General features: G+C 54.0%; 26 protein-coding genes. 9 read left to right on the top strand and 17 right to left on the bottom strand.

What is annotated here, in order from left to right; translation table 11 throughout:
- Positions 1-199: 199 nt before the first annotated feature.
- From IT781_RS13320 to IT781_RS13305, 4 genes are all read right to left on the bottom strand, one after another.
- Positions 200-760, bottom strand: a complete 561-nt coding sequence (locus IT781_RS13320) for a histidine phosphatase family protein (RefSeq protein WP_194970655.1) — start codon at positions 758-760, stop codon at positions 200-202.
- Between the two features lie 90 nt (positions 761-850).
- On the bottom strand, positions 851-1,135 hold the full coding sequence (locus IT781_RS13315; protein WP_194970654.1) for a hypothetical protein: 285 nt from the start codon (positions 1,133-1,135) through the stop codon (positions 851-853).
- A gap of 65 nt (positions 1,136-1,200) precedes the next feature.
- Entirely contained in the window at positions 1,201-1,845 is a 645-nt protein-coding gene (locus IT781_RS13310) for a hypothetical protein (RefSeq protein WP_194970653.1), read from the bottom strand.
- Between the two features lie 334 nt (positions 1,846-2,179).
- Positions 2,180-3,142 carry a hypothetical protein gene (locus IT781_RS13305; protein ID WP_194970652.1) on the bottom strand — a complete coding sequence of 321 codons (963 nt, stop codon included), beginning with the start codon at positions 3,140-3,142 and terminating at the stop codon, positions 2,180-2,182.
- Positions 3,143-3,189: 47 nt separating this feature from the next.
- Here IT781_RS13305 and IT781_RS13300 point away from each other — a divergent pair, with 47 nt between their 5' ends.
- The 4 genes from IT781_RS13300 to smbP all read left to right on the top strand — a co-directional run bounded on the left by IT781_RS13300 (position 3,190) and on the right by smbP (position 4,947).
- On the top strand, positions 3,190-3,468 hold the full coding sequence (locus tag IT781_RS13300; protein ID WP_194970651.1) for a hypothetical protein: 279 nt from the start codon (positions 3,190-3,192) through the stop codon (positions 3,466-3,468).
- 64 nt (positions 3,469-3,532) lie between these two features.
- Complete coding sequence (fae, locus tag IT781_RS13295) at positions 3,533-4,045, top strand: formaldehyde-activating enzyme (protein WP_194970650.1); 513 nt, start codon at positions 3,533-3,535, stop codon at positions 4,043-4,045.
- Between the two features lie 114 nt (positions 4,046-4,159).
- Positions 4,160-4,465, top strand: a complete 306-nt coding sequence (locus tag IT781_RS13290; RefSeq protein WP_194970649.1) for a hypothetical protein — start codon at positions 4,160-4,162, stop codon at positions 4,463-4,465.
- A gap of 146 nt (positions 4,466-4,611) precedes the next feature.
- The gene (gene smbP, locus IT781_RS13285) at positions 4,612-4,947 is read left to right on the top strand and encodes a small metal-binding protein SmbP (RefSeq protein ID WP_194970648.1); all 336 of its coding nucleotides are present in this window, start codon (positions 4,612-4,614) and stop codon (positions 4,945-4,947) included.
- A 284-nt stretch (positions 4,948-5,231) separates the two neighbouring features.
- Here smbP and IT781_RS13280 read toward each other — a convergent pair whose 3' ends face one another.
- From IT781_RS13280 to IT781_RS13235, 10 genes are all read right to left on the bottom strand, one after another.
- Positions 5,232-6,890 carry a family 2A encapsulin nanocompartment cargo protein cysteine desulfurase gene (locus IT781_RS13280; protein ID WP_228779139.1) on the bottom strand — a complete coding sequence of 553 codons (1,659 nt, stop codon included), beginning with the start codon at positions 6,888-6,890 and terminating at the stop codon, positions 5,232-5,234.
- The gene (locus tag IT781_RS13275) at positions 6,838-7,767 is read right to left on the bottom strand and encodes a family 2A encapsulin nanocompartment shell protein (protein ID WP_194970647.1); all 930 of its coding nucleotides are present in this window, start codon (positions 7,765-7,767) and stop codon (positions 6,838-6,840) included. The genes IT781_RS13280 and IT781_RS13275 overlap by 53 nt, the downstream gene beginning before the upstream one ends.
- Positions 7,768-7,831: 64 nt before the next feature.
- Positions 7,832-8,797: a serine O-acetyltransferase EpsC gene (gene epsC / locus IT781_RS13270; protein WP_194970646.1), complete on the bottom strand. Its 966-nt coding sequence runs from the start codon at positions 8,795-8,797 to the stop codon at positions 7,832-7,834.
- Positions 8,798-8,917: 120 nt separating this feature from the next.
- The gene (locus IT781_RS13265; RefSeq protein WP_194970645.1) at positions 8,918-9,844 is read right to left on the bottom strand and encodes a LysR substrate-binding domain-containing protein; all 927 of its coding nucleotides are present in this window, start codon (positions 9,842-9,844) and stop codon (positions 8,918-8,920) included.
- Positions 9,845-9,876: 32 nt separating this feature from the next.
- Positions 9,877-10,893 (bottom strand): sulfate/molybdate ABC transporter ATP-binding protein, encoded by a 1,017-nt coding sequence (locus IT781_RS13260; protein ID WP_194970644.1) that lies wholly within the window; start codon positions 10,891-10,893, stop codon positions 9,877-9,879.
- 103 nt (positions 10,894-10,996) lie between these two features.
- On the bottom strand, positions 10,997-11,860 hold the full coding sequence (cysW, locus tag IT781_RS13255; RefSeq protein ID WP_194970643.1) for a sulfate ABC transporter permease subunit CysW: 864 nt from the start codon (positions 11,858-11,860) through the stop codon (positions 10,997-10,999).
- 12 nt (positions 11,861-11,872) lie between these two features.
- Positions 11,873-12,700, bottom strand: a complete 828-nt coding sequence (gene cysT / locus IT781_RS13250) for a sulfate ABC transporter permease subunit CysT (RefSeq protein ID WP_194970642.1) — start codon at positions 12,698-12,700, stop codon at positions 11,873-11,875.
- Positions 12,701-12,895: 195 nt separating this feature from the next.
- Positions 12,896-13,903, bottom strand: a complete 1,008-nt coding sequence (locus IT781_RS13245) for a sulfate ABC transporter substrate-binding protein (protein ID WP_194970641.1) — start codon at positions 13,901-13,903, stop codon at positions 12,896-12,898.
- 295 nt (positions 13,904-14,198) lie between these two features.
- Entirely contained in the window at positions 14,199-15,740 is a 1,542-nt protein-coding gene (locus tag IT781_RS13240) for an OprO/OprP family phosphate-selective porin (RefSeq protein ID WP_194970640.1), read from the bottom strand.
- Positions 15,741-15,995: 255 nt separating this feature from the next.
- Positions 15,996-16,175 carry a YezD family protein gene (locus IT781_RS13235; protein WP_194970639.1) on the bottom strand — a complete coding sequence of 60 codons (180 nt, stop codon included), beginning with the start codon at positions 16,173-16,175 and terminating at the stop codon, positions 15,996-15,998.
- Between the two features lie 203 nt (positions 16,176-16,378).
- On the opposite strand from IT781_RS13235, the gene IT781_RS22380 reads away from it, so the two are divergent.
- From IT781_RS22380 to IT781_RS13220, 4 genes are all read left to right on the top strand, one after another.
- Positions 16,379-16,783 carry a TrkA family potassium uptake protein gene (locus IT781_RS22380; protein WP_228779138.1) on the top strand — a complete coding sequence of 135 codons (405 nt, stop codon included), beginning with the start codon at positions 16,379-16,381 and terminating at the stop codon, positions 16,781-16,783.
- Entirely contained in the window at positions 16,780-17,031 is a 252-nt protein-coding gene (locus IT781_RS22375; RefSeq protein WP_228779137.1) for a hypothetical protein, read from the top strand. Before IT781_RS22380 ends, IT781_RS22375 begins: the two co-directional genes overlap by 4 nt.
- Positions 17,032-17,035: 4 nt before the next feature.
- The gene (locus IT781_RS13225; protein WP_194970638.1) at positions 17,036-18,400 is read left to right on the top strand and encodes a TrkH family potassium uptake protein; all 1,365 of its coding nucleotides are present in this window, start codon (positions 17,036-17,038) and stop codon (positions 18,398-18,400) included.
- 530 nt (positions 18,401-18,930) lie between these two features.
- Positions 18,931-19,332 (top strand): lysozyme inhibitor LprI family protein, encoded by a 402-nt coding sequence (locus IT781_RS13220; protein ID WP_194970637.1) that lies wholly within the window; start codon positions 18,931-18,933, stop codon positions 19,330-19,332.
- Positions 19,333-19,584: 252 nt separating this feature from the next.
- On the opposite strand, the gene IT781_RS13215 is transcribed toward IT781_RS13220, so the two are convergent.
- Positions 19,585-20,412 carry a YsnF/AvaK domain-containing protein gene (locus IT781_RS13215; protein ID WP_194970636.1) on the bottom strand — a complete coding sequence of 276 codons (828 nt, stop codon included), beginning with the start codon at positions 20,410-20,412 and terminating at the stop codon, positions 19,585-19,587.
- Positions 20,413-20,460: 48 nt separating this feature from the next.
- Positions 20,461-20,922 carry a YsnF/AvaK domain-containing protein gene (locus IT781_RS13210; RefSeq protein ID WP_194970635.1) on the bottom strand — a complete coding sequence of 154 codons (462 nt, stop codon included), beginning with the start codon at positions 20,920-20,922 and terminating at the stop codon, positions 20,461-20,463.
- Between the two features lie 525 nt (positions 20,923-21,447).
- Here IT781_RS13210 and IT781_RS13205 point away from each other — a divergent pair.
- Positions 21,448-23,193 carry a DUF3592 domain-containing protein gene (locus IT781_RS13205; RefSeq protein ID WP_194970634.1) on the top strand — a complete coding sequence of 582 codons (1,746 nt, stop codon included), beginning with the start codon at positions 21,448-21,450 and terminating at the stop codon, positions 23,191-23,193.
- 116 nt (positions 23,194-23,309) lie between these two features.
- On the opposite strand, the gene IT781_RS13200 is transcribed toward IT781_RS13205, so the two are convergent.
- On the bottom strand, positions 23,310-23,660 hold the full coding sequence (locus tag IT781_RS13200) for a DUF2956 domain-containing protein (RefSeq protein ID WP_194970633.1): 351 nt from the start codon (positions 23,658-23,660) through the stop codon (positions 23,310-23,312).
- Between the last annotated feature and the right edge of the window lie 128 nt (positions 23,661-23,788).

Here is a 23,788-nt window from a genome sequence, read left to right as displayed (position 1 = left end):
CTGACAAACGCTCGCGCACCGGCGCCTGCTTTTCCCGAATGCCGTAAATTTTTACTTGAGCCATTAAACTTCCTTTTTGTTGTGTAACATTTTAAATGAGCGGCCTTAGAATAGGGTCCTCCGAAACGGCGAGTCGGATGCTTTGAGCAGCCAGCCGCACCCTGCCCCTGGTTCAGGCTTTGCGGCGCCCAGCGCCATGTCATACCGCATGATATTGATATACCCCGTATTCCCAATAGCCGCCGCCTGGCTTTGAGGGGCCGACCCAGTTTCTGGACAGCAATTCCCTGGCTAGAAAATAGTTTATAAAGCCATGCCCCACCAGCAAAACGCTTTCATGGACATGGGCTATGTCAATCAAAGCCGATGCCGCAACCTGCGCCCTCTTTTTTGCCATCGAGAGCGACTCCCCATTTTGCGAGAAACCGAATACCGACATGTATCTCAACAGCGCACCCCAGGCGCTGGCTGACATGGCAAATGAACCCGTCTTGAAATGAGGTACGGCAATTTCCCGAAACATCGGATCGCTCAGTAAGATATCATTAAATCCGAGTGCCTTGGCCGACTCCAAAGAGCGGATGAAATCGCTGCAGACGGCCACCTTGCATGCCGATGCCCGCTGCTTTGCTTGTTCCGGCGGCGGCTCCGCTATGCCTGATGAATCATACCTTCTGATCATCTCGCAAACATCCCGGGATTTTACTTTTCCTTTTAGCTCGAATGCGGGCTTGCCGTGCCTGATTAATGTAATTTCCATGGTTCATCTTGTAACGTAACGCTGGACTAACTTGCCAAGGAACACACAACGTCTCCAGGTCAATATTAAGACCATCGTTTGTAATTACTCTTATTTTTCCCTAAATAAAATGAAGATATTTTCATTGTCTATAGGTTGCCAAATAAATGATTTTTTAAATTCGCCTTTAGAAAAAACTACTTCTACGCTTGTAATTTCTTTTATATTAGAAACATTGTCAATGTCAATCTTATTTCCCAATTTATCCACAGAATATACTTGAACATATATTCTGTTATCAGACATATATTCCCAAACCTCTTCAATTGTACCTTCTTCTTCATCTGCGGTTGAACTAGCTAACACTTTTGAAAAGAGAGAATCTAAATTATCCATTTTATTGCCTGCATTGCATGAAGATGTGATTAGTGAGAAGAACAAAATAAGGATATATTTCATAATTACTGAATACCCTTCTCTTTTAGCCTTTCATTGAGCCATTTCATATGCGGCGCATCATGTCGAGTAAGAACTGACTCACCTCCATTCATTACTGATTTATAGTCTTTCTGAAATGGACTGTTTTTTAGGTATTCATCATCCAGTCCAATCATATGCCCAAATTCATGAACGACAGCGCGCTGAAAGCCTCCCCCTTTTTTACGAGTTAGTTTTAAGTCCAAACTATCAAGTGTGACATTTCCTATAATTGGATTGACACTGCTGACAGCAAACTTATTCACTTTCTCTACATTAATCTCCCAATGATCAAGCATCCATCCGCCGATTTGTGTTTTGAATCTGAACTCGATACTGACATTTTTATTCGACTTGAGCTGTTTTAATACCCTCCCTCCCCATTTTTGCTTGATCGCGGATTCCCATTTATTTACAAAAGTTGTCTTTTCACTGTTAGTCCATTTTCCTCCGTTTCCATCTTGAAAAAAGAATTGGACTTTCATAAATACTATTAATTTATAGTTTCCATTACTTAGCAGCACTAGGTACAAATCAAATGCGTCATTTACTCCACCAATCCCGATAAATCCTGCACGAACATCGGTTTCAGAAGCTATTTCTGTTTCCCCCGGAACTAATACTGTCATGATGTTTCCTTAATCCTTAATTTCTGACAATTTATTATAAAGCTCCCGCATATCTTCCCTGTTTTTAGCCATCAAGGCAACAAAGCTATAATGTTAGACTTGTAATACATATCTCATCCATATTCGCGTTCCAATCAGGAAATTTATCTAACCATGGAAGACGGCATCAGCATTCTTCCAAATTTTGTATCGAAAGAGCGTTAAGTTTTTCCAAAAAAAATTTATATCTTATTGATAATAAAGGTATGTAAAAGAATAAGACGACGACCATCATTGTTCCGAAAACCGCCGCAATTCACGCACAACAGTCACGCCTAATCGCATGAAGCTTGCATCACTGGTGCTCAGGAGCCGGCCGCGGCACCAGCAGCAAGTCCGGGCTGTTTTCCCCACGATAGGCCAGGTAATGCTCTAATGCGATCAGCTCAATCACCCGATCTTTAGCGATGGGAAAATGCCAGCGTGATTTCAGCGACGGCAGTCGGACTAGTTCGAGATTACGATCGCCGACCGCCAATTCCTCTCCACCGGCACAAGCGATATGCGGATCGCTGGGGTAATTCCGCCGGGCTAGAATCTTGCCCGTCGCCATGTCAAGTACGACAAGCTGTTCCTGGCGCTTACCCTCGTTTACCAGCAGCCAGGGGCCGCAAGCGACTGGGGCCAACGTCGACTCTCCATACTCATAGATCCATCCTCCGGGGCCCGGTCGTTCGCAGCGCGCATGGGAAAAAGATTGCAAGGACAGATCGGCGCGGTGACAGAAAATCGTCCCTCCCAGCCAGTACAACAGCTCCGGAGGAAATCGTGGTTCCTCCCGCTGATCGCCGCCCCATGCCGGGAAAGGTTCTTCGGCGCCGACGACAGCTTGAGGCAACAGCGGCAAAAGCCCGGTTCGAGTCACTGCCCGCCTTCCATAGGGAGTAACCTTGATATCCCATGCCCCAGCGACCGACCAGCGTTCGATTTCCCTGCCTGCCGGATCAAAGGCCACAATGAAACTTGCCCCGAATGGCGTCACGGGTGCACCGAAAGCCAGAAAACCGGAGCTCTCCGGTTCGATCTGTATGACCTTCTGCATGGGCAGATGCAAAACCGCCGACCATTCACCGTTGCCGTCACGCATTTGCACCTGGCCATCGTCCCGCCACAGCAATAGCCGGTCGTTTCCCAGCGGCGCCATGCCCGTCGGCACAAAAGGCGGCGTGTGATGAAGAATGGTATCGGAAAAGACGGGCAGGGATGCCAGCATGGCTATGAATAATACCGCGGCGGGCTTGGGCTTGGATTCAGTCATGAATATCTCCGGTCATACGGCAATGAATCTATGTGCAAAACGATGCTATGTCCTGGCAATACCGTCAAACGCCGGCACAAGAGCAGAACAATACCAAAATGGCGAATGACGGAACCATCATTATTTACGTCAAGGCCATAGTTCTCCAAGGTCTGTGTTTGATTTTGATCATAATGCCATCATCCTGCCGCACTGTTCGTTCTGAAACACCCATTCAGCAACTCAGGTTGAATCAGCAACAGCCATCACAAAGCAAAACGGATTGCCTTATCCGTATCTGCCTTGATTTATCGAGTTTTATCATGATTGGCATGAAAACCGCTTAGTTATCGATAGGTGCGTATCCGGTGCAACAGGAAACGCTTTCAACAATACAAACGGAGTAGAAAAATGGCTCGAATTAATAAGCTGCATATTGGCGAAGCGCTGGTAGGGGAAGGCAGTGAAGTGGCTCATATTGACCTGATATTAGGCCCCCGGGGCAGCAGCGCAGAAACGGCGTTTGCCAATGCCTTGACCAACAACAAAGACGGCTTTACCACCCTGCTGGCCGTCGTGGCTCCCAATCTATTGGTAAAGCCGGCCACTGTGCTATTCAATAAAGTGACCATCAAAAACGGCAAACAGGCCACGCAATTGTTCGGTCCCGCGCAAAGAGGCGTAGCGCTGGCAGTTGCCGATGCGGTCGAGGATGGCATTTTACCCATTGATGAGGCTGACGATATTTTTATTTCCGTGGGCGTCTTTATTCACTGGCTGGCCGAAGACGATGCAAAAATCCAGGCGTTCAATTACGAAGCGACGCGTCTGGCTATCAAGCGCGCGGTCGCAGGCGAACCGAGAGCCGTTGATGTACTGGCCCAGAAATCAACCGCCGTCCATCCGTTTCAGGCCAAAAGCTAATCAATAGCTTGCCGGAGCATTTGCGGGATTTTTCATCATGACCTCAGATGAATTAATTCATGGAACTGCTTCCGGAAAAAGAGCCTGTCAATATTCAATCAACGGAGAAACATTATGAATAAGAAAATCCTGTTTTTATCCCTTGCGATGGCCCTTCCTGTCACGGCTTTCGCCGTTCCCGGCCAAGGACAGGCCGAAAGCTGGCATCATCATGGTCACGGCGTTGAGCAGCTGAGCAAAGCGCTTGAATTGACGAAAGACCAGCAAGCCAAGCTGGAGGGAATTTTCAGCCAGCAGCGTGAAAAGATTCAGGCTCTGCACGAGGAATCGCAAGCGGCCATCAAACAAGTCCTGACCACGCAGCAGCTGGCCAGATGGGAGGAATTGAAACAGCACCATGGAGAACAACGCCATAAATAGAATTTAAGAAACATCAACTTGGGGGGTGCCGAAAAATAGCCTGACTTTAGATGACCGGCATCGGTCATGAGAATGCAAGGCCATACAAAGCCTCAACCTGATACAAAAATACCTTTCGTTTACTAACTATTTAAAACAGGTCGAATATGAAAATTTTCAAATTAATGGCTACAGGCTTATTACTTTTATTGAACACAAGCGTTTTTGCCGAACCGCATGCGGACGAAGCGCTGAAACATGCCAATGCCGCGGTAACGCATGGCAAAGCGGGACATGCTTCCGTTCTGGTTGAGCATGCGGAAGAAGCGCTGAAACATGCCCAGAAAAGCGCCGAGGTTTCCAAAGGCGAAGCCAAAAATCACATCGATGAAGGCGTAAAATCACTGGAAAGCGCCATCGAACACGGCAAACAGGGACATACCGAAGTGGCGACCGAAGCCGCTGAAGAAGCGGTCAAGCATCTCAAGGCCGGCAACAAGTAATCGGTTGCCTTTGATGTCGGCAGGTGGTTCGCCACCTGCTGCCAAAATCCTTATTGTAAAGAGTGTTACTACAACTGATATTACGTATCTCGGGTCGAATGAATTCGACCCCCACCCGCGCAACATCAGTTACTGCAATTTTTAGAAACGGCTTAATATTTTCTTCTCAACAGATCAGAAACAGCGCCTTGCAATGAGGCCGCTTCGGTAAAACAATTCCATATCATCTCGCAAAAAGCGCTTCAACCGCGGCAATCGCGGCTGAAGCGCCTACCCTCGGTACTTCAGATAGGTCTTTTGCTTTGAATGGCGCGCACGGTTTCGACCAGCACGTCGATCTCCTGGAAGGTGTTGTAAAACGCCAGCGAAGGACGCACGCTGCCTTCGATGCCAAAACGGCGCAGAATAGGCTGCGCGCAGTGATGGCCGGAGCGCACGGCAATGCCCGCCTTGTTCAGCGCCGAACCGACCTCTTCCGTCGTAAAGCCTTCAAGCACGAAGGACAGCACGCTGGCCTTGTCGGCTGCCGTGCCGATCAGGCGCAAGCCCGGGATGGTCTTGAGCCCGCGCGTGGCATAGACCAGCAGTTCATGCTCGTAGCGGCCGACATTGTCCATACCGAGCTTTTCCATGTACTCCAGCGCAGCCCCCAGCCCTACCGCATCGGCGATATTGCCCGTGCCGGCCTCGAAGCGCGTAGGCGCCTGATGGTACTGGGTATGCTCGAACGTGACATCCTTGATCATATTGCCGCCGCCCTGCCAGGGCACTGTGCCGTTGAGCACGTCCCGCTTGCCGTACAGCGCGCCGATGCCGGTCGGCCCGAAGATCTTGTGGCCCGAGAACACGTACCAGTCGCAATCCAGCGCCTGCACATCCACGCGCATGTGCGACACGGCCTGCGCGCCGTCGATCAGCACGCGCGCGCCGTGGCGATGGGCGATTTCGACCATCTGCCGGGCCGGCGTAATGGTGCCGAGCGCGTTGGACACCTGCGTGAAAGCAACCAGCCGCGTGCGCGAACTGAACAGCTTTTCATACTCGTCCAAGAGCACCTGGCCGTCATAGTCGACAGGCACGACCCGCAACTTGGCGCCGGTCTCGGCGCACAGCTGCTGCCACGGCACGATGTTGGCGTGGTGCTCCAGCCAGGTGACGATGATCTCGTCATCCTTGCCGATATGCTGGCGTCCCCAGGACTTGGCGACCAGGTTGATCGCCTCGGTGGCGCCGCGCACGAACACGACTTCATTGCTGGACGGCGCGTGCAGGAAGCGGGCGACCGTATTGCGCGCCGCCTCGTAGGCATCGGTGGCGCGCGCCGCCAATTCATGCGCGGCGCGGTGGATGTTGGAGTTTTCATGCTGGTAGAAATACGCGATGCGGTCGATCACGCACTGCGGCTTCTGGGTCGTCGCGGCATTGTCCAGCCAGATCAGCGGCCGCCCGTTGACATGCTCCCGCAGGATCGGAAAGTCGCGGCGCACGGCATGCACGTCGAAAGGCGGATGCGCATTGCCGACGCCCGGCGCTTCCGGACTGCGGCCGAACGGCATGAGGTCGTCGAGAAAATAAAACGATGAACCGGATGTTCCGTTCAAAGGCGCGTGATCGACTGTCGCTATCTGCCGGGCGAGTTCCTTTAACATCGTGTCTTCGCCGGGCGTGCCGGAAACAGACGGCGCAGCGCCGGCCGGGTTAAGCAGTCCGGCCAGTTTTGTTGCGCAGTTCATCGCTCTCGGATGCTCGGCGGCCTGCACGGCCAACTCTTGCGCCGCTACGCCGGCCGCATCGCCGTCGCCGGGCAGGGCCGAAAACAGGGCATTAGCCATGCGCTCCAGTTGCTCGGCCGACAGTTCCGGCGCCGCAGAGGCGTTCCGGGCATCAAAATCACTTGTAGTCATAGCTGTAATCATAGTATTTGCCCACTTCGACGTTCTCAAGCACCGCGATGGCGTCGTCGGTCAGCACCGCCAAAGAACAGTAGAGCGAGATCAGATAGGACGAAATGGCTTTATGATTGATGCCCATGAAGCGCACCGACAAGCCCATGCTTTGCTCGCCGGTCAAGTTCGGCTGGTAAAGCCCGACCACGCCCTGACGGCTCTCGCCGGTGCGTATCAGCAGGATATTGGTTTTGCCGTCGACGATCTTGAGCTTGTCGCATGGAATGATCGGAATGCCGCGCCAAGTCAGGAACGGAGAGCCGAACAGCGTCACGGTAGCGGGCGGTACGCCGCGGCGCGTGCATTCGCGGCCGAAAGCGGCGATAGCAAGGGGATGGGCCAGGAAAAAGCCGGGCTGCTTCCAGACCTTGGTGATCAGCTCGTCCATGTCGTCGGGTATGGGCGTGCCGACGCGCGGCTGCACTTTCTGTGAGGGCGCCACGTTACTGAGCAGGCCGTATTCGGGGTTGTTGATCAGCTCGCTTTCCTGGCGCTCCTTGATGGTCTCGATGGTCAGGCGCAACTGTTCCTGGATCTGGTTGTGCGGGCTGCTATACAAGTCCGAGACGCGGGTGTGAATGTCCAGCACGGTGTTGACCGCGCCCAGCCGGTACTCGCGCCCCCAGGCTTCATAGTCGACGAAAGTCTGCGGCAGTTCGCGCTCGTCCAGACTGGAGCAGTCGACCGCAACGCCGGTTTCGTTCTTGACCTTGTTGACGCGGTAAATACCCGCCTCGACCGGCACCCAGTGCAGCAAATGAACCAGCCATCTGGGCGTGATGGTGGACATCATGGGGACAGTTTTGGTCGCATTGGCCAATGTACGCGCGGCAACATCGCTCAATGCGGTATAGGCTTCATGTATATCTGACATATTTCTATTTCCTGATTATTTTGTCTGGTGATTAGTTATTATTTTTTAGTGATACGAAATTGACTCAGTGGCTGTTGTAAGCTCCCTCCTGTTGAGTTGCAGCCCCGCCGGATAGCGCTTCGCTATGCGCCTGGGGCTGCGTGATGATGCTGCCGGGCGGCACGCTGTGCGTCAGCCAGACGTTGCCGCCGATGGTTGAGCCCTGGCCGATGGTCACACGGCCGAGAATGGTGGCCCCGGCATAAATCACGACATCGTCTTCGACGATCGGATGCCGGTCGTTGCCTTTGATCAGGGTGCCGTCCGCGTCTTTCGGGAAGCGTTTGGCGCCCAGCGTGACGGCCTGGTACAAACGCACATGCCGGCCAATAATGGCCGTTTCGCCGATAACGACGCCGGTGCCGTGATCGATAAAAAAGCTGGGCCCGATTCTGGCGCCCGGATGGATGTCGATGCCGGTGACCGAATGCGAAATGTCGGCAATCATGCGTGCTACCAGCGGCGCTCCCAGCGAGTGCAGCACATGCGCGATCCGGTGGTAAATAATGGCGGTCATGCCCGGATAGCAGACCAGCACTTCGTCCGGACTGGCTGCGGCCGGATCGCCCTCATAGGCCGCCATCAGGTCTTCATCCAACAGCGCGCGTATCGCCGGCAGCTGCGCGGCAAAATCGCGCTTGATGCTATCTGCCTGTTGATTGCACTCGGAGACGACGTTGCCGTTCTGTTCAGCTTTGAAGCAGCACTCGCGGCGCACCTGCTCGCACAGGGCTCTTAGCGCCGCATCCAGCGTATGGCCGACAAAATAATCGATGCTCTCATCGGTGAGTTCCCCTGAGCCGAGACGGTTCGGAAAAAGCGCCGCCGAAAGCTTTTCAAGAACGTCGATCAGCGCCTTTCGGGACGGCAGCTTCGTAGGCCGCCCTTCTCGCTGCCGGCGCTGCAGCGATTTGTTCCGCAGCAGCCGCAGTTCCGATACGATGGCGTCGAGGTCGCAGCGGCTAATGTTTTTCTGATTATTTTCCTGCATGAAGATGGGATTCCTTGTTGATCAATCCGCGATTTCAGAACGCTGCGACAGCCGTCTGTCGCCATCGCCTAAAATCGCAGGCAAAAAAGCCAGAGCCAAGCGGCAGAGGCTGTGTTTTTCCTATTGTTGCAACGGCAACGGCTCCTTGCTGTTGCGGTGCAGATCGGCCGCGCTCAACAGCTCCTCAATAAAATGCTGGCTGTACAGCGGCAGATAGTTGTGTTTCAGATAGGCGATCTTGGTCGTCGAATGCGGAATCAGATGCGACAGGTCGCGCGCCACAAGATCACGGTCCGCCAGCGCGTCGTAGGCCATGCCCGCGATCAGGCCGACGCCCAGCCCCAGGCGTACATAGGTCTTGATCACGTCCGTGTCGGCCGCGGCCAGGATGATGTCGAGCTCCAGCCCTTCGCTTCTGAAGGCATGTTCGATGTTCGACCGGCCCGTGAAACCGAAGCTGTAGGTCAGAATCGGAAAAGACGCCAGCCGCTCCAGCGTGATCTCGCCCGTGCTCAGCGGATGGTCCTGCGGCATGACGGCCGCATGGTGCCATGCGTAGCATTTCTTGAGCACCAGTCCGGCATCTTCATCGACTTTTTCCGTACAGATCGCGATATCGGCCTTGTGCGCATGCAGCTGGTCGATCAACTGTTCGGGCGAGGCCTGAATCATGTAGATCCTGACGCCGGGATATTTTTCCCGGAAGCGCCGGATCGGGGTCGGCAGAAAATACTTGGCCTGCGTATGCGTAGTTGCAATGTGCAAGGTGCCCTGATGGCTGTCCAGGTAATCGGCCGCGATGGCACGGATGTTATTTTTGGCCATGTTGATCGTCGACACTTCATCCATGATGCGAACCCCTAAAGGCGTCAGGCCAGTCAGCTTTTTGCCTTTTCTCTCGAACAGGGGCGAGCCCAGCTCGCTTTCAAAAAGCTGCAGTTGCCGGCTGACGGCCGATTGCACGATGTGCATCCTGTCGGCCGCTTTGGACAGGTTCAGATCGGTTTCCTGCAGCACGCGCAGTAATTCCAGTTGGCTTAAGTTCATGGTTATAGTCCTTTACAGTCGGGTTGTATCTACTAGAACCAATGCGCCTGGCGGATGCGCATGGACACCTTGTCGCCTTTGCCGAGCTGCAGGCGCTTGAAGCGCTCATTAGGCATTTCGGCGTAAAACCGGTCGTTTGAACCATTCTTGACCAGCTCGATGCGGATCAATGCGCCCAGATGCTGCCAGTCTTTCAGCGTGACCTTCGCATCCTGATCGTTTGTTTTTTCGATATCGATGTCATGCGGACGCACATGCGCGGTTTTGCCGGGCTGTACTCCGTACGAGGATAGCCAAATGTCGTCCATCTGCTCCGGCGTAAATACGTTGGTCTGGCCGATGAAGCGCGAGACGAAAGCATTGGCCGGACGGTCGTAAATCTCGCTGGGCGAGCCTTGCTGCTCAACGCGGCCGTGATTGAGCACGACCACGCGGCTGGCGACTTCCATGGCTTCTTCCTGATCATGGGTCACGAAAATGCTGGTGACGTTCAGCTCGTGATGCAGGTTGCGCAGCCACTGGCGCAGATCCTTGCGCACGCTGGCATCGAGCGCGCCGAAAGGCTCGTCCAGCAGCAGCACGGACGGCTCCACGGCCAGGGCGCGCGCCAGGGCGATGCGCTGGCGCTGGCCGCCGGACAGCTGATCCGGGTAACGGTCGTGCAGCCAGTCCAATTGCACCAGTTCCAGCAGGGCGTGGACTTTTTTGACAATTTCGCTTTCCTTCGGCCGCTGATTGCGCGGCTTGACGCGCAGCCCGAAAGCCACGTTGTCGAAAACGGTCATGTGGCGAAACAGCGCGTAGTGCTGAAAGACGAAACCGATGCCGCGATGGCTGACATGCTGGTCGGTTTTGTCTTCGCCGTTCAACAGCACGCGCCCCTGATCGGCTTGCTCCAGGCCTGCAATGATGCGCAGCAAGGTGGTCTTGCCGCAGCCCGAAGGGCCCAGCAGTGCAACCAGTTCGCCTTCGGGAATTTCCAGGTTGATGTTGTTCAGCGCTGAAAACTGGCCGAATTTCTTGCTGATGTTGGAAAGCAGAATACTCATAAGTCGTCTCACAAAACTATTGGAACTGTGTAGGCTGGGTTGCTAAACCCAGCATTAGCGGCACGAATTGCCGGGTTTGCAGCCCAGCCCATATCGCTCAGGTTTATCGTCTGGCCTGCCGCCATTCCAGCGCGCTTTTCAGGACCAGCGTCACAATGGCCAGCCCTGCCAGCAGCGAGGCGCTGGCGAAGGCGCCGACAAAGTCATATTCGTTGTAACTGACTTCGACGTGCAGCGGCAGCGTATTGGTCAGACTGCGGATGTGGCCCGATACGACCGAAACGGCGCCGAATTCGCCCATCGCGCGGGCATTGCACAACAGCACGCCGTACAGCAGCGCCCATTTGATGTTCGGTAGCGTGACCATCAAGAAGGTTTGCCAGCCGCTCGCGCCCAGCGACAGCGCTGCCTCTTCCTCTTCGCTACCCATTTCCTGCATCAAAGGGATCAGCTCGCGTGCCACGAACGGGAAGGTGATGAACAAGGTAGCCAGAATGATGCCCGGCACGGCGAAGATGATCTTCACGTCATGCGCTCTCAGCCATTCGCCGAACCAACCCTGCGCGCCGAACAACAACACGAAAATCAGGCCGGAGATCACGGGCGACACCGAGAACGGCAAGTCGATCAGCGTCGTCAACAGGCTTTTGCCGCGAAATTCGAAGCGCGTGATTGCCCAGGCCGCGGCCACGCCGAACACCGTGTTGAGCGGCACGGTTATTAAGGCGGTCAGCAATGTCAGCTGCATGGCCGATTGGGCGTCAGGCTGCGTCAGCGCCGACCAGTAAGTCTGCCAGCCTTTCGAAAAAGCCTCGACGATTACGATGCCCAAAGGCAGGCATAAAAACAAAACGATAATGCCGAGGGCGACGGCAGTCAGGCTCCATCTGACCCAGTCGGGATCGCGCAGCGCATGCGGCCGCTCAACGGTTTTAGCCTCGTGGACAGGGTAAGCAATAGCACTCATGTCGGTATCCTTTTAGAGTTGTCCTGAGCGCTTGCGCACCCACAGTTGCAGCAGGTTGATCACCAGCAGCAAGAGAAATGAAATGACCAGCATGGTCAACGCGATCGCCGTGGCGCCGGCATATTCGTATTGCTCCAGCTTGGTGATGATCATCAGTGGCACGATCTCGGAAACATAAGGCAGATTGCCGGCGATAAAAATGACTGAGCCGTATTCTCCGACACTGCGTGCAAAGGCCAGCGCAAAACCGGTCAGCGAAGCGGGCAACAGGTTGGGCAGAATAATGCGGGCAAACACCTGCTGCCGCGTGGCGCCAAGGCTGGACGCGGCTTCTTCCATGGTCGAGTCGAATTCCTGCAGCACTGGCTGGACCGTTCGCACGACGAACGGCAGGCTGATGAAAATCAGCGCCACGATAATGCCGAGAGGCTTGTAAGCAATTTGCAGGCCGAAGATTTCGGTCAGCCATTGGCCGATATAGCCATTAGGCTGGTAGATCGTCGCCAGCACGATGCCCGCAACCGCCGTCGGTAAGGCGAACGGCAAATCGATCAGGGCATCGAACAGGCGCTTGCCCGGAAACGGATAGCGCACCAGCACCCAGGCAATGATAAATCCGAACAGGCTGGCAACGGCGGCGGCCGCCAGCGAAGTCACAAAGCTGACGCGGAAAGAGGCGACCACGCGGTCGTTGGTAATGACGGACAGATACTCATCCCAGCTCAACTGGAAGCTTTTGAATACCAGCGTGCTTAACGGGATCAGCACGACCAGCCCCAGATAAAACAGGGTGAAACCGAGAGTCGGGCGAAAGCCCGGCATGATGTTACTTTGACTCATGTTTTTTTACGCTTTTCGTGGTGGTGAGCATAAATTTTTATAGGTATCGCCCCAACGGCAGGGTGGACACAACCTATTCGTGCCCACCGGCAACAGAATGATATAAGGGCAGCCTGTAGGGTACGCACCGCGTGCCTTTCCAAGCTTTTTATGAGCCCGGAACGGTACGCAGTGCGTACCCTACAGTGTGCCTAACTAGCTTGGTGAATAGATCTGATCAAATATGGCTTTGTCATCGAAATGCTCTTTCTGCACGTTGTCCCAACCGCCGAAAGCCTGATCCACGGTTACGCGTTCCAGTTGCGGAAAGTTGGCCAGATCGGCCGCATCGACGGCTTTAGTGTCGGTCGGACGGTAGAAATTTTTGGCTGCCAGTTTCTGGCCGGCCGGCGAGTACAGATAATTCAGATAGGCTTCAGCCAGGTCGCGCGTGCCGTGTTTGTCGACCACCGTGTCAACGACTGCAACCGGCGTTTCGGCCAGAATGCTGAAAGGCGGCACGACGATTTCAACTTCGCCTTGGCCCAATTCCTTCAGAGCCAGGTAGGCTTCGTTTTCCCAGGTCAGCAGCACATCGCCGATGCCGCGCTGCAGGAAGGTGGTGGTGGAGCCTCTGGCGCCGGAATCCAGCACCGGTACGTTTTTGTACAGCTTTCTGATGAAGTCCTTGGCGGCCTCTTTACTGCCGTAGGTTTTTTCGGCGAAGGCCCAGGCGGCCAGATAGTTGTAACGCGCGCCGCCGGAGGTTTTAGGGTTTGGCGTGATGACCGATACGCCTTCTTTCACCAGATCATCCCAATTCTTGATGCCTTTCGGATTGCCTTTGCGGACCAGGAAAACCATGGTTGAGGTATAGGGCACGCTGTTGTTGGGCAGGCGTTTCTGCCAGTCCTTGGGCAGCAGCTTGGCGTTCGCGGCGATTTTGTCGATATCGTAGCTGATGGCCAGCGTCAATACGTCAGCATCGAGGCCGTCGATAACAGCTCGCGCCTGCTTGCCCGCGCCGCCGTGCGATTGCTGAACCGTGACCGTCTCGCCGGTTTTTTCCTTCCAGTATTTGACGAACTCCTGATTGAATTGCTGATACAGCTCCCGGGTCGGGTCATAGGAGACATTCAGCAAGGTTCTGTCGGCGAATGCGGCGCTGCTGACCAAAAGACTCGCCGCCAGCAAACCGGTTTTCAGCCTTATTTTTGTGTTCATGGTGTATCCTGTCTTTAAAGAATAAGTAAAAGGTTTCAAGACGGCTTTGTTAGCGCTTGTTCATTGATGCAAATGGTACGTAAGCCGGGTTAATAATAGAAACGATATAATTAGAACTTATCATCGAATTATTCGATATTTATCAACTTGTGGGGGCGACTTCGCTTATCAACAGTAGGGTACGCGCCGCGTACCACTTATGGACGCTCCAAAATGGTACGCGGTGCGTACCCTACAACCTTGTATTGATAATCAATGGGCGACTGAAGTCGCCCCCACAATCCGCGGCGCAGCGTTAGAAAACCAGCTGCAGCCGCGTTGAAAACACGTTTTCAGCCGGGCGGTCGCCGCCGTTTTTGGCGCCGCCGGTAAAATGCGTATTTTCATAATCCGCCATCAAGCGCGTATTCTGGTTCAGGAACCAGTTGGCGCCGATCGCCCAAGAGCTGGCTTCTCTGATTGAATTGGCCGGGTTCAACAACTGCACGCCATTGATCGGTTTGAATGTGTCCTCATCGATGGACAATTCGCTCCAGCGCGCCGCCAGTTGCAGGGCGCCCCATTGGCCATTGAACGGATCGAACGGCGAGCGCGGCTTGACGCTCTGGAAGGTGTTGTTTTCGCCGGTCACGACATAAGACGCCTGAATCTGCCAGGCCGTGTTGTCCTGCTGAATATGCGTATTGCCGCCGTCGCCGGTCAACTGCTGAGACGACAGTACATACTCGCCCAGCAAGCCATAAGGCCCATAAAACCAGTACGCCTGCGGATAGATGCGATAGTGTTCGCCGTCCGCGACCACTTCCGTTGTGCCTGTACCGACTTTGGTGTAGTCAACCAAGGTATTCTGGCCCAGCGGGGTTTTCAGGTTCTTGACGGTGGTTTTATTGTTGTTGGGCACTTCCCAGCTGCCGGCGACACCGACGCCGAGACCATCCAGCACAGCAATGCCGGAGTTCTGGAACGGATGCGACCAGAGGCGGGCCGCCACTTCCTTGTTGTCGTCGTTTTCCTTGTCGGTATTGTCGGCGCCGTTGTCGCCGCCGCCATTGAATACACCCACTTCATAAGTGAAGAAGTTTTTGAAGTCGATAGGTCCAGCATACTGGACTTTATCGCCGGGCCTGGCGAAGCTGCCGTGCAACTTGACGCCAATGTCACGGTTGCTGGCCAGATAAGTCGGATAGGCGCGCTCCATGAAGTTGCCGTCGGAATCGCCTTGCAGACGTTCCAAGCTGATCGGCGTTTTCTGTTTGCCGATATTCAAGCTGGCATAGGGAAAATAATGCACATCGACATAGGCATCGGCCAACAGCGTCTGGTTAGAGCCGAAATCGGGCATGAGCTTATAGTCGAAATATTTCCAGAACCGCCCTTCCAACCAGATACGCGCCTGCCTGAGATCGAACCTGTCCTTTGCCTTTGACTCATTATCGACAAAGAAGCGGCCGTCCGCCTGTATGGAACTGCGCAGGCGTACCGAGTTGCTGCCATCGGCCGACGAAAAGCTCACGCCTTTCGGGCCAGCTTCAAATATAGGGGCTGTTTTAGCGTTTTCTATGGCGATTTCCTTATCGACTTCGTGTTTCCGCTCCAGAATTTTGACTTTCTGGTCCAGCGCTTGCAGTTTGTCGTCCGCTACCGGAGCCTTAGTATGCTCGGTATTATTACGCTCGGCGGCTTCCAGGCGCTGCTCCAGCAAAAGCAGGCGACGTTCCAGTAATTCGATTTTTTCGTCTTTTTCTTTAGCGGTAGAGGCGGTTGCCGGTTGAATACCGCTGACAGCTAACAGACCGTTAATGGCGGCCGTTAAAAGTAAAACGTTGTTGGTCCTCATGCGTTTCCCCAGATAGCAGCCCTTTCCGGTTGTCCGGTGTCTTGCCGCCTTTTTAATTTTTTTAATTTAATCGCCGGCTATTCCGGTAGATTATTTATAGTTCACAGACGCCGCGCAGAAACTGTCTTCGGGATGCTCCAGTGTCCCGTTCCGCGCCGCTTCAGCCATACGGAAGCGTTCCCATGCGGAGCATGGGAACGCCCGGCTGCATCACATCTGTTTCAAATCCCCGGTGATCCGGTGGATTTTGTTAATTTAATTACCGAAAACTTCAGGTCTGAGCTTTTCGCGGCGCTCGATCTGCACCACCTTGCCGTCGTGAATGACAATTTCAATCGAGCCAAAACGGATGTCTTCAAGCATTTGGCCGATCCGGCTGGTGATTTCAGCCGTGCGCTGTTTTTTCAGGTTAATATTCTCAACGTTAGCTGCCATGTCTGTGCCCTTTGTGTTGCTTTCAAATTTGAATAAATGATTGAACGGTGTGTCTGAGTAAATGGTAGTGAACTCTGATGTTTCTTAAAAACGATATAATTAGATTTCCATATCTGTTTTTTAGAATACCATCAGCATGACAGGCCGGACCGTTAGGCTACCTTCGGCAACAAAGCAGACTTTGTTAATTGATAGGGTTGTTTATGGCTCAGTATGCAGTGGTAGGCCTGGGGCGTTTCGGCGCCACCTTGGCGCTTCAGTTGATGAGGATGGGGCATGATGTCGTCGGCATCGACAGCGACAGGCGCGTGATCGAAACCTTTGCCGATGCGCTGACTTATACGGCGGTCGCCGATGTGACGGATGAGCATGCGCTGAGAGAGCTGAACCCGACGGCATACGATGCCGTGATCATCGCGATCGGCGAGAACCTGCAGGCCAGCCTGCTCTGCGTCGTGCATCTGAAAAACATGGGCATCGACAACATCTGGGTCAAGGCGACGACACAGGCGCATCACCTGATTTTAAGCCGGCTGGGCGTCAGCCATATCATCCATCCCGAAGAGGAAAGGGCGCGCGTACGGCCCAGGCTCTGGCTTATCCGATGATTCGCGAGTACATGGCGCTGGGCGACAAGCAATATATCGTCGAGGTCAAGGTAACGGAACAGATGGCCGGCGCTTCGCTGGCCGAACTGCTGTCAAGCGTCAAAGGCGAAGTATTCGGCATTCTGGTGAAACGGCGCGAGCAACTGTTTCCGAATCCAGCCGACCCGTTCCTGATCGAGCCGAACGACACCGTGGTCCTGGCCGGAGTCAGAAAATCACTGCTGAAACTGGCAGACCGGTTCATGTAGCGCAATGGTAGAGCATCTCGTCAACCGCTTCGAAGGCGGCCGATCCTCGCTGACAAGCAGGGTTTTAAAAGCCAGTCCGCCGACCATTCTGGGGGCCGGCTATCTGACGCTGATCATTCTCGGCGCCTCCATTCTCAAATTGCCGCTGTCCACGACCCGTCCTGTCACTTGGCTGGAGGCGCTGTTCACGGCTACCTCGGCCGTTACGGTGACCGGCCTGGGCGTGGTCGATACCGGTACGCGCTTTACCACCTTCGGGCAAACCGTGATCGCTTTGCTGATTCAGGCCGGCGGCCTGGGCTTCATGACTTTTTCGGTGCTGACCATTCTGAGCATAGGCAAAAGGATCGGCGTCAGGCATCAGCTTCTGGCGCTGGAGGCGTTCAACCAGACCAGCCTGAACAAGATCCGTGAAGTGGCGCGCGCCGTGGTCTATTTTGCACTCACTGTCGAAAGCATCGCCTTCGTGCTGCTGACTTTGATCTGGAGCGATGAAATGGATTGGCATCAGGCAGCTTTCCATGCCTTTTTCTATACGGTTTCAGCCTTTAATAATGCCGGGTTTGGGCTATCTGCGGACAATTTATCGGCCTACGTCGGGAATGTGCCGGTCAATCTGATCATCACGTCCCTGATCATCATCGGCGGCATCGGGTTCGGCGTACTGATGGACCTGTGGCAGACGCGCGGCTGGAAGCGGTTGCAGCCGTATACGAAGCTGATGATCGGTGCGACAGTGATCATCAACCTGAGCGCCTGGCTGCTGATCTGGCTGTTTGAGCGCCACAATGGAGGAACGATTGCGAACCTGCCGCTGGCCGGGCAATTGACGGCCGCCTGGTTTCAAGCCGTCACGCCGCGCACGGCCGGTTTCAACACGCTGCCTGTCGAATCCCTGACCGACTCGACAGCACTGCTGATGATCGTGCTAATGTTCATCGGCGGCGGCTCGATGAGTACGGCCGGCGGCATCAAGCTGGGCACCTTTATCGTCATGTTCATGACCACCTATGCTTTTCTCAACCGAAGCGACGACGTCACGATGATGCGCCGGTCGGTGCAGCGTAACGTGGTCATGAAGGCCTTCTCGGTCAGTGTCATCTCGATGATGCTGGTGATTGTCGGCACGATGGCCCTGTCGGCGCTGGAAAACGCGCCGCTGCTCGATATCCTGTTTGAAGTCGTATCCGCGCTCAGCACGGTCGGCTTGAGCAGAGCCCTGACGACAGAACTTTCGACCGCCGGCGAGTGTCTGATCATGGTGCTGATGTTCGTCGGGCGTTTGGGGCCATTGACGGCGGCCTATGTGATCGCCACGCCCAAGAAACGGCGGGTCCGTTATCCGAGTGTGGATATTCAAGTGGGGTGAAGGCCGGCTGTTGTGCGATTTGCCGGCGGATCAGCCCATCAACTTCTTCTTCGAAGACGCTGTAGGGGCGAATGCACTTGAGCCCTTTAGGGTATCCGACCCGGAATGCCCTCGGCAATTGTCCAACAGGCGTAGCGCGGCAGGATGGGGTGACGATAGGAACCGCATCGTTCGCGATTGATGCGGTTCGTTCCTCACCAGCCTACAAAACTTTGTAGACGGTTACGCACCGCATACCTTTTTGGGGTTAGGGATTCGGCTTTCTATATAACTTCTGTCCGTCAGCTCCCAGACTTCCGCCAGACGACACCTGACGATATTGCCCTTGCCTTCGGCTAGTCGTTATAATCGTCAACCTATGCTGAATGTTAATCAATATCGGTTCTCTGACAGGGAACTTCCACCCATAAGTTCACGCCCATGCTGGGCATACACAAATCATTCGCGGACGTATCAGGCTTCGCCTGAACCGCTGCTCAATTCCAACGTTAAATACAATAAAGACTCATGTGCAGAGAGTGGAGTATTTGGTGAAGAATCAATTAATATTTTTATTTTTGCTGTCAGCTTCTTTTGTTGCTCAAGCATCCGATGAGTGCGATTTGCCGGAGCATCTTTGCAAGGCACAGCAAGAATATGAACTGGCAGACGTAAAACTTAACCAGGTCTATCAGCAAATCATAAGAAAAATAGATTCAGACGATTTCAAAGATGGCTTGGTGCCAAAGGAAGAAATAAGAGAAGCCCTTATTCAAAGTCAGAGGGTTTGGCTAAAATATCGAGATGCCAATTGCCATGCTTATTACACCCTGTCTAGCGGCGGCACATCGCGAGACTGGGACCTTTTAAAGTGCGAAAGCAAAATGACTGCCGATAGAACCAAGTTCCTTAATGAGATATACCTCGAAGGTAAAATGATCGGCGAAAAATAAAGGGGCAGGTCTTGCAATCACGCACAGGCCTAACCCGCAGGCGGATCCGCTTCAACAGTCCGCCATCATCAGTTCGGCAATGTAGGGCCATAGGATATGCCGGCCAAGAGCAAGCGCTTTAAGCGACACGGTGAAATGCATCCATCGCGGGCTGCGCCTCGGCAACTGCTCCTGCGTCGCCTAAAGCGCCTACTGTTGGTGCTCTACCTTCCCCATCCATGGGGTCGTCGGCACATCCTATGGACTGCAACATTACTGCGGCCTTTTTCCGCCCTCTACATTCACCTGGGTTTTTCTCAATTTCTCCCTGACGATTTCCTCACGCTCGCCTATTTCCTTTTCGATCTGCACTTCCTCGACGACACGCGCCTCCTTATTAACAACCGGCACTTCGGCGTGTTCGACGATTTCTATTTCGCCTTCCTTAAAACCTGCCAGATCCGCCTCGGAGGCAGGCCGGTTTACGGCGTGTCTTTCAACATGCACATGCTCTTCGCGAAGCCTCAGATGCTCCTCGACCGGCTGCTCAATTATTTTGCTGCGCAGCTTGACCCGGCCCGTTTCAACTTCTCTTTTTCCTACGTTTAACTGCTCTTCAATAATAGGGATGGCATTTTCCCTGCTGGCCGCCTCGGCAATGGTTTCCTCCCTGCCGGTGGCCCCGGCTGGTCCACAGGTGCCGATCGGTTCGGCAATGCCGGCCCGCTCGGCGGCGCCAGCCTGCTGCTCAGAGAGCCCTGCTTGTCCGGAAACGCCAGTGCCGTATTGGTAGGCCTGCTCATCCATGTCCAGAGCGCCCGCATCATCAAGAATGTTTGCCGCTTGAGCAGCCTGGCTCGGCGAGTCGGCATGGACAGTCACGATGGCGCCGCTTTGCCGGGCCACTTCGGTATAGGATCTTGCCGTATCCGTCCCAAATAGAGAGGTGAAAAAACTGCTGAGCTTTTTTTCATCGCGTTGCTCGGATTTCTGTATGGAGATATCAATATCCGCCCGAGAGAAACCATGAATTAAAAGTTGCTGCACGGCGTCTTGGGCATCGGAAGGATCATCGAATATGCCTACTACTGTCTGACTCATAATCTTTACCTATAAAGCTGATTTTCGATTAAAAACAAAGGTGTTTTGTCAGCATCCGCTTTGCTCGGCGCCATAGTAATCAGGGCGGTCAATGTTGAGGCGTTCAACGCTCACCGTCTCCTTGCTTAAATTCACTGATTGGGGTTCCTGCTTTTGATTCTGGCGTTTAGTTACATGTAACTCCTCGACTAGCATCAGGCGCTTTTCAACCACAGCCACTTCCATTGTTACCGGAATCACCATCGTGTCGCCCTCGTATCGGACTGAGGGCGGCGGTGAATCGATAAACTGGTTGATAGCGACCCTTTCCACCTGTATCTCCTCATGCATCAGCGGCACGGCGACCGTTTCTTCATGTGCTGTCACCCGTTTTGAAATTCGTATCTTTCCGGTCTCCACGACCCTTTTATCAATACGTAACTGTTCTTCAATAACGGGTATTACATCCACGCTCGCTATAGCCTGCGCTGGCTGATGCAATGTTTCTGGAGGATTATCCTTTTGGCCCATGACTTTTCACCGACTGTAAACACTTTTCAATATGTCCATCTCTCTTCATTTGATTGAAAAGAAATCACGGCTTGCACAGAAGATCTGCGTGATCTGTGTCTAACTATCTGTTGAGTCATATCTTTCCCTCAAGTGATTGAATTAAAAGAGATAGGACTTCTTCCTGGAGAATAGCCACAGGCCATTTGCTCCCAGCAAAGGAATGTAAGCTACAACAAAAAGAACAAAACTTATGTACGCCACGGCACAAAAGCAAAGAATTAATTCTCTGAAGGATGGGACCGTTCTGGGAAGAATCCCTGGCTCGCTCTGCAAAATCTTGCCCTGTCAGCCTAGGCTTCAAGCCAATGGCGGCCCTTCACCATGCCCGCGCACATCTGCTTTGCATGAGTTTTCAGCCACCTTGCGCTATATCTACTAAAATGACATTGTGCACAGCGCCCCTGCCTGTGCAGAGAAACGCCGATGCCAAAGCCCCGCATTCAGGCGATCATCCATCCAATCAGTGGCTATTTGGAATAAAACATGCCCTCTACCGTCAAAACCGAAAAAAGTTGGCTGCTTGCCTTGTTCGGGCTGCCGTTTTTCTGCATCGGTGCAGGTTTCCTGCTGTTTTCCATTGTGCCGACGTTGCATGACGCTGCGCGCATGGCTTCCTGGCCGGAAACGCCGGGAACCCTGCTGCAGGCCCAGATCGTCACCAGCCATTCCGACGATTCCACAACCTATGGGGTAAAAGCCGAATACCGTTATAACGTCGACGGGCGGGACTATCGCGGCAACCGTGTCGCCATCAACACAGGCAACGACAATGTCGGCGACTTCCAGCAATCGCTGGGCAGTCGCCTGGAAAATGCCCGCATAAACAACCAGACGGTCAGCGTCTGGTATGATCCTTCAAATCCCGCAGATGCCGTGTTGAATCGGGACATTCGCTGGGGCTTGCTCGGTTTCAAATTGATCTTCGTCGTTGCCTTCGGCGGTGCCGGTTTTGCGATGATCTATTTCGGCCTGCGCGGCGCAAAAACCGCGGCGATACGGGCGGGCGGCACAAAGCCCTGGTTGCAGCGGCCCGAATGGCAAGGCGGCATCATCCAGTCCAATGCCAAAACCGGCATGTATTTCGCCTGGGGTTTTGCTGTATTCTGGAATCTGATCAGCACCCCTACCGCCTTTTTCATACCGGACATCTGGCGCGAGAAAGGCGCGCTTGCGCTGCTGGTGCTGTTATTTCCGTGCGTGGGTCTGGGCCTGCTGTTCTGGGCGATCAAAACTACACTGGAATGGAAACGTTTCGGCGCGACGCCGATGACCATAGACCCTTTCCCTGGCGCAATCGGAGGCGATGTCGGCGGCGAGCTACTGGTCAACATTCCTTGCCAGCCGTCCACAGCCTTCGAAGTGACCCTTAGCTGCATCAACAGCTACATTTCAGGCCGCGGTGAAGATCGTTCGCGCAGCGAAAAAGTCATCTGGCAGGACCAGGGATATGCCGAGGTCCATCCATCGATGCACGGTACTCGCCTGCAATACCGGTTTGAAGTGCCGGACGGGTTGCCGTCAAGTGAAGAGCACAGCGACAATTACCATTTGTGGCGGCTCAATATCCACGGTGATATGCCCGGTGTAGACTTAAAGCGCAGCTTCGAAATCCCCGTCTATCCCGGCAAAGAAAAGTCCCGCCGCATCACCACTCTCTCCACGCAACACCAACCATCCGGGCATGTGCAATCTAGAGCAGACGCACTATTGCCGCTGACTCGGACCGGCAGCCGCGTCGACATCTACTACCCAATGTGGCGCAAGCCGCTGAGCGCATTTGCCATCATGCTGTTTGGCGGCATCTTCAGCGGCGTCGGCGTATTCCTCTGGAAGCAGGCAACACAGGAAGGCTTCCCGCTGAACCTCATGAGCGGCATATTCGGTCTTGTCGGCAGTCTGATTGTGCTTTCCGGTTTATACGCTCTGTTCAACTCGCTGCACGTCCGGTTCGACGGCCATTCGCTCACTGCCGTTCGGCGCATTCTCGGCGTTCCGGTCAGCAACAAAACCTCCGCCTATCCGCTGATTCGCTCGATCGAAATCAAACAAAACGGCAGCAGCCAGTCCGGCAGTACTCATCACATCGATTACCAGATCATCGCCAAAACCGCCTCGGGGACTATTGTTTTGGCTGAAGGTTTGAATTCCCATAGCAAAGCGAAGCTGGTAGTGGATTATTTTGAGAAGTTGACGGAGTTGAAGGATACACAGGCACTATCTGCCGCATAGGAGATGCGGCGGAATCCGTCCCACGGTTCCGCTCTGTGCTTCGGAGTCTGGAAAGCAACAAAAACAGAGGCCAATGCCGGCATCAGGCGCATACCCCCGGCCGCTGCAATGAATATTCATTGGCCTCGGGAAACGAAAAAATAAACACCCCACCCCAGCCAGCTCAAAGCCAGCAGCAGCCAGGGCAGCCAATGCTGCCGGTAAACAATCCGTTCCACAATTTCCATTTCCTGGTCCTCCGGCTCGGCAGAGTGCTGCTGCTGACTTGAAGCCTTCTTGAGCTTCCGGCTCAACTCCCTGGCCTTTTCCTTTTGCTGCTTCTTATAAAGGGCAATGCCTTTTTCAATGCCCTGGGCGATCAGTTTGGTTTGTTCCTTGGTTTGCCCCGGGCGCTGCGTCGCCCTGGCGATTTTCAGCGCTTCCGCCTGGGTCTCCGGCGACGGCTTTTGGTAAACGTTTTTGGTCATGCTATGGGTTCCTGTTGTGGATTTCATGTTGCCTTCACTCAGCCATATCGAGAATGATGCACCTCGTACCTCGGCACATATATGGACTCCTCCGTTTTGCAAGCTTTTTCTCTTCGATCGCAACGATC

Origin of the sequence: Methylobacter sp. BlB1 (assembly GCF_015476545.1) — a bacterium.
Lineage (GTDB): Bacteria > Pseudomonadota > Gammaproteobacteria > Methylococcales > Methylomonadaceae > Methylobacter.
The sequence above is the reverse complement of the archived record's forward strand: the minus strand, read 5'-3'. Positions and strand labels throughout refer to the sequence as shown.

Coding starts and splice junctions, on each gene's coding strand:
- epsC (WP_194970646.1), bottom strand. CDS start 8,797: ATGCAGGAAAATAATCAGAAAAACATTAGCCGCTGCGACCTCGACGCC.
- IT781_RS13310 (WP_194970653.1), bottom strand. CDS start 1,845: ATGACAGTATTAGTTCCGGGGGAAACAGAAATAGCTTCTGAAACCGAT.
- IT781_RS13215 (WP_194970636.1), bottom strand. CDS start 20,412: ATGAGTCAGACAGTAGTAGGCATATTCGATGATCCTTCCGATGCCCAA.
- IT781_RS22380 (WP_228779138.1), top strand. CDS start 16,379: ATGGCTCAGTATGCAGTGGTAGGCCTGGGGCGTTTCGGCGCCACCTTG.
- IT781_RS13245 (WP_194970641.1), bottom strand. CDS start 13,903: ATGAACACAAAAATAAGGCTGAAAACCGGTTTGCTGGCGGCGAGTCTT.
- IT781_RS13240 (WP_194970640.1), bottom strand. CDS start 15,740: ATGAGGACCAACAACGTTTTACTTTTAACGGCCGCCATTAACGGTCTG.
- IT781_RS13235 (WP_194970639.1), bottom strand. CDS start 16,175: ATGGCAGCTAACGTTGAGAATATTAACCTGAAAAAACAGCGCACGGCT.
- IT781_RS13290 (WP_194970649.1), top strand. CDS start 4,160: ATGAATAAGAAAATCCTGTTTTTATCCCTTGCGATGGCCCTTCCTGTC.
- IT781_RS13210 (WP_194970635.1), bottom strand. CDS start 20,922: ATGGGCCAAAAGGATAATCCTCCAGAAACATTGCATCAGCCAGCGCAG.
- IT781_RS13200 (WP_194970633.1), bottom strand. CDS start 23,660: ATGACCAAAAACGTTTACCAAAAGCCGTCGCCGGAGACCCAGGCGGAA.
- IT781_RS22375 (WP_228779137.1), top strand. CDS start 16,780: ATGATTCGCGAGTACATGGCGCTGGGCGACAAGCAATATATCGTCGAG.
- smbP (WP_194970648.1), top strand. CDS start 4,612: ATGAAAATTTTCAAATTAATGGCTACAGGCTTATTACTTTTATTGAAC.
- fae (WP_194970650.1), top strand. CDS start 3,533: ATGGCTCGAATTAATAAGCTGCATATTGGCGAAGCGCTGGTAGGGGAA.
- IT781_RS13205 (WP_194970634.1), top strand. CDS start 21,448: ATGCCCTCTACCGTCAAAACCGAAAAAAGTTGGCTGCTTGCCTTGTTC.
- IT781_RS13300 (WP_194970651.1), top strand. CDS start 3,190: ATGTCCTGGCAATACCGTCAAACGCCGGCACAAGAGCAGAACAATACC.
- cysT (WP_194970642.1), bottom strand. CDS start 12,700: ATGAGTCAAAGTAACATCATGCCGGGCTTTCGCCCGACTCTCGGTTTC.
- IT781_RS13275 (WP_194970647.1), bottom strand. CDS start 7,767: ATGTCAGATATACATGAAGCCTATACCGCATTGAGCGATGTTGCCGCG.
- IT781_RS13305 (WP_194970652.1), bottom strand. CDS start 3,142: ATGACTGAATCCAAGCCCAAGCCCGCCGCGGTATTATTCATAGCCATG.
- IT781_RS13265 (WP_194970645.1), bottom strand. CDS start 9,844: ATGAACTTAAGCCAACTGGAATTACTGCGCGTGCTGCAGGAAACCGAT.
- cysW (WP_194970643.1), bottom strand. CDS start 11,860: ATGAGTGCTATTGCTTACCCTGTCCACGAGGCTAAAACCGTTGAGCGG.
- IT781_RS13315 (WP_194970654.1), bottom strand. CDS start 1,135: ATGGATAATTTAGATTCTCTCTTTTCAAAAGTGTTAGCTAGTTCAACC.
- IT781_RS13225 (WP_194970638.1), top strand. CDS start 17,036: ATGGTAGAGCATCTCGTCAACCGCTTCGAAGGCGGCCGATCCTCGCTG.
- IT781_RS13260 (WP_194970644.1), bottom strand. CDS start 10,893: ATGAGTATTCTGCTTTCCAACATCAGCAAGAAATTCGGCCAGTTTTCA.
- IT781_RS13320 (WP_194970655.1), bottom strand. CDS start 760: ATGGAAATTACATTAATCAGGCACGGCAAGCCCGCATTCGAGCTAAAA.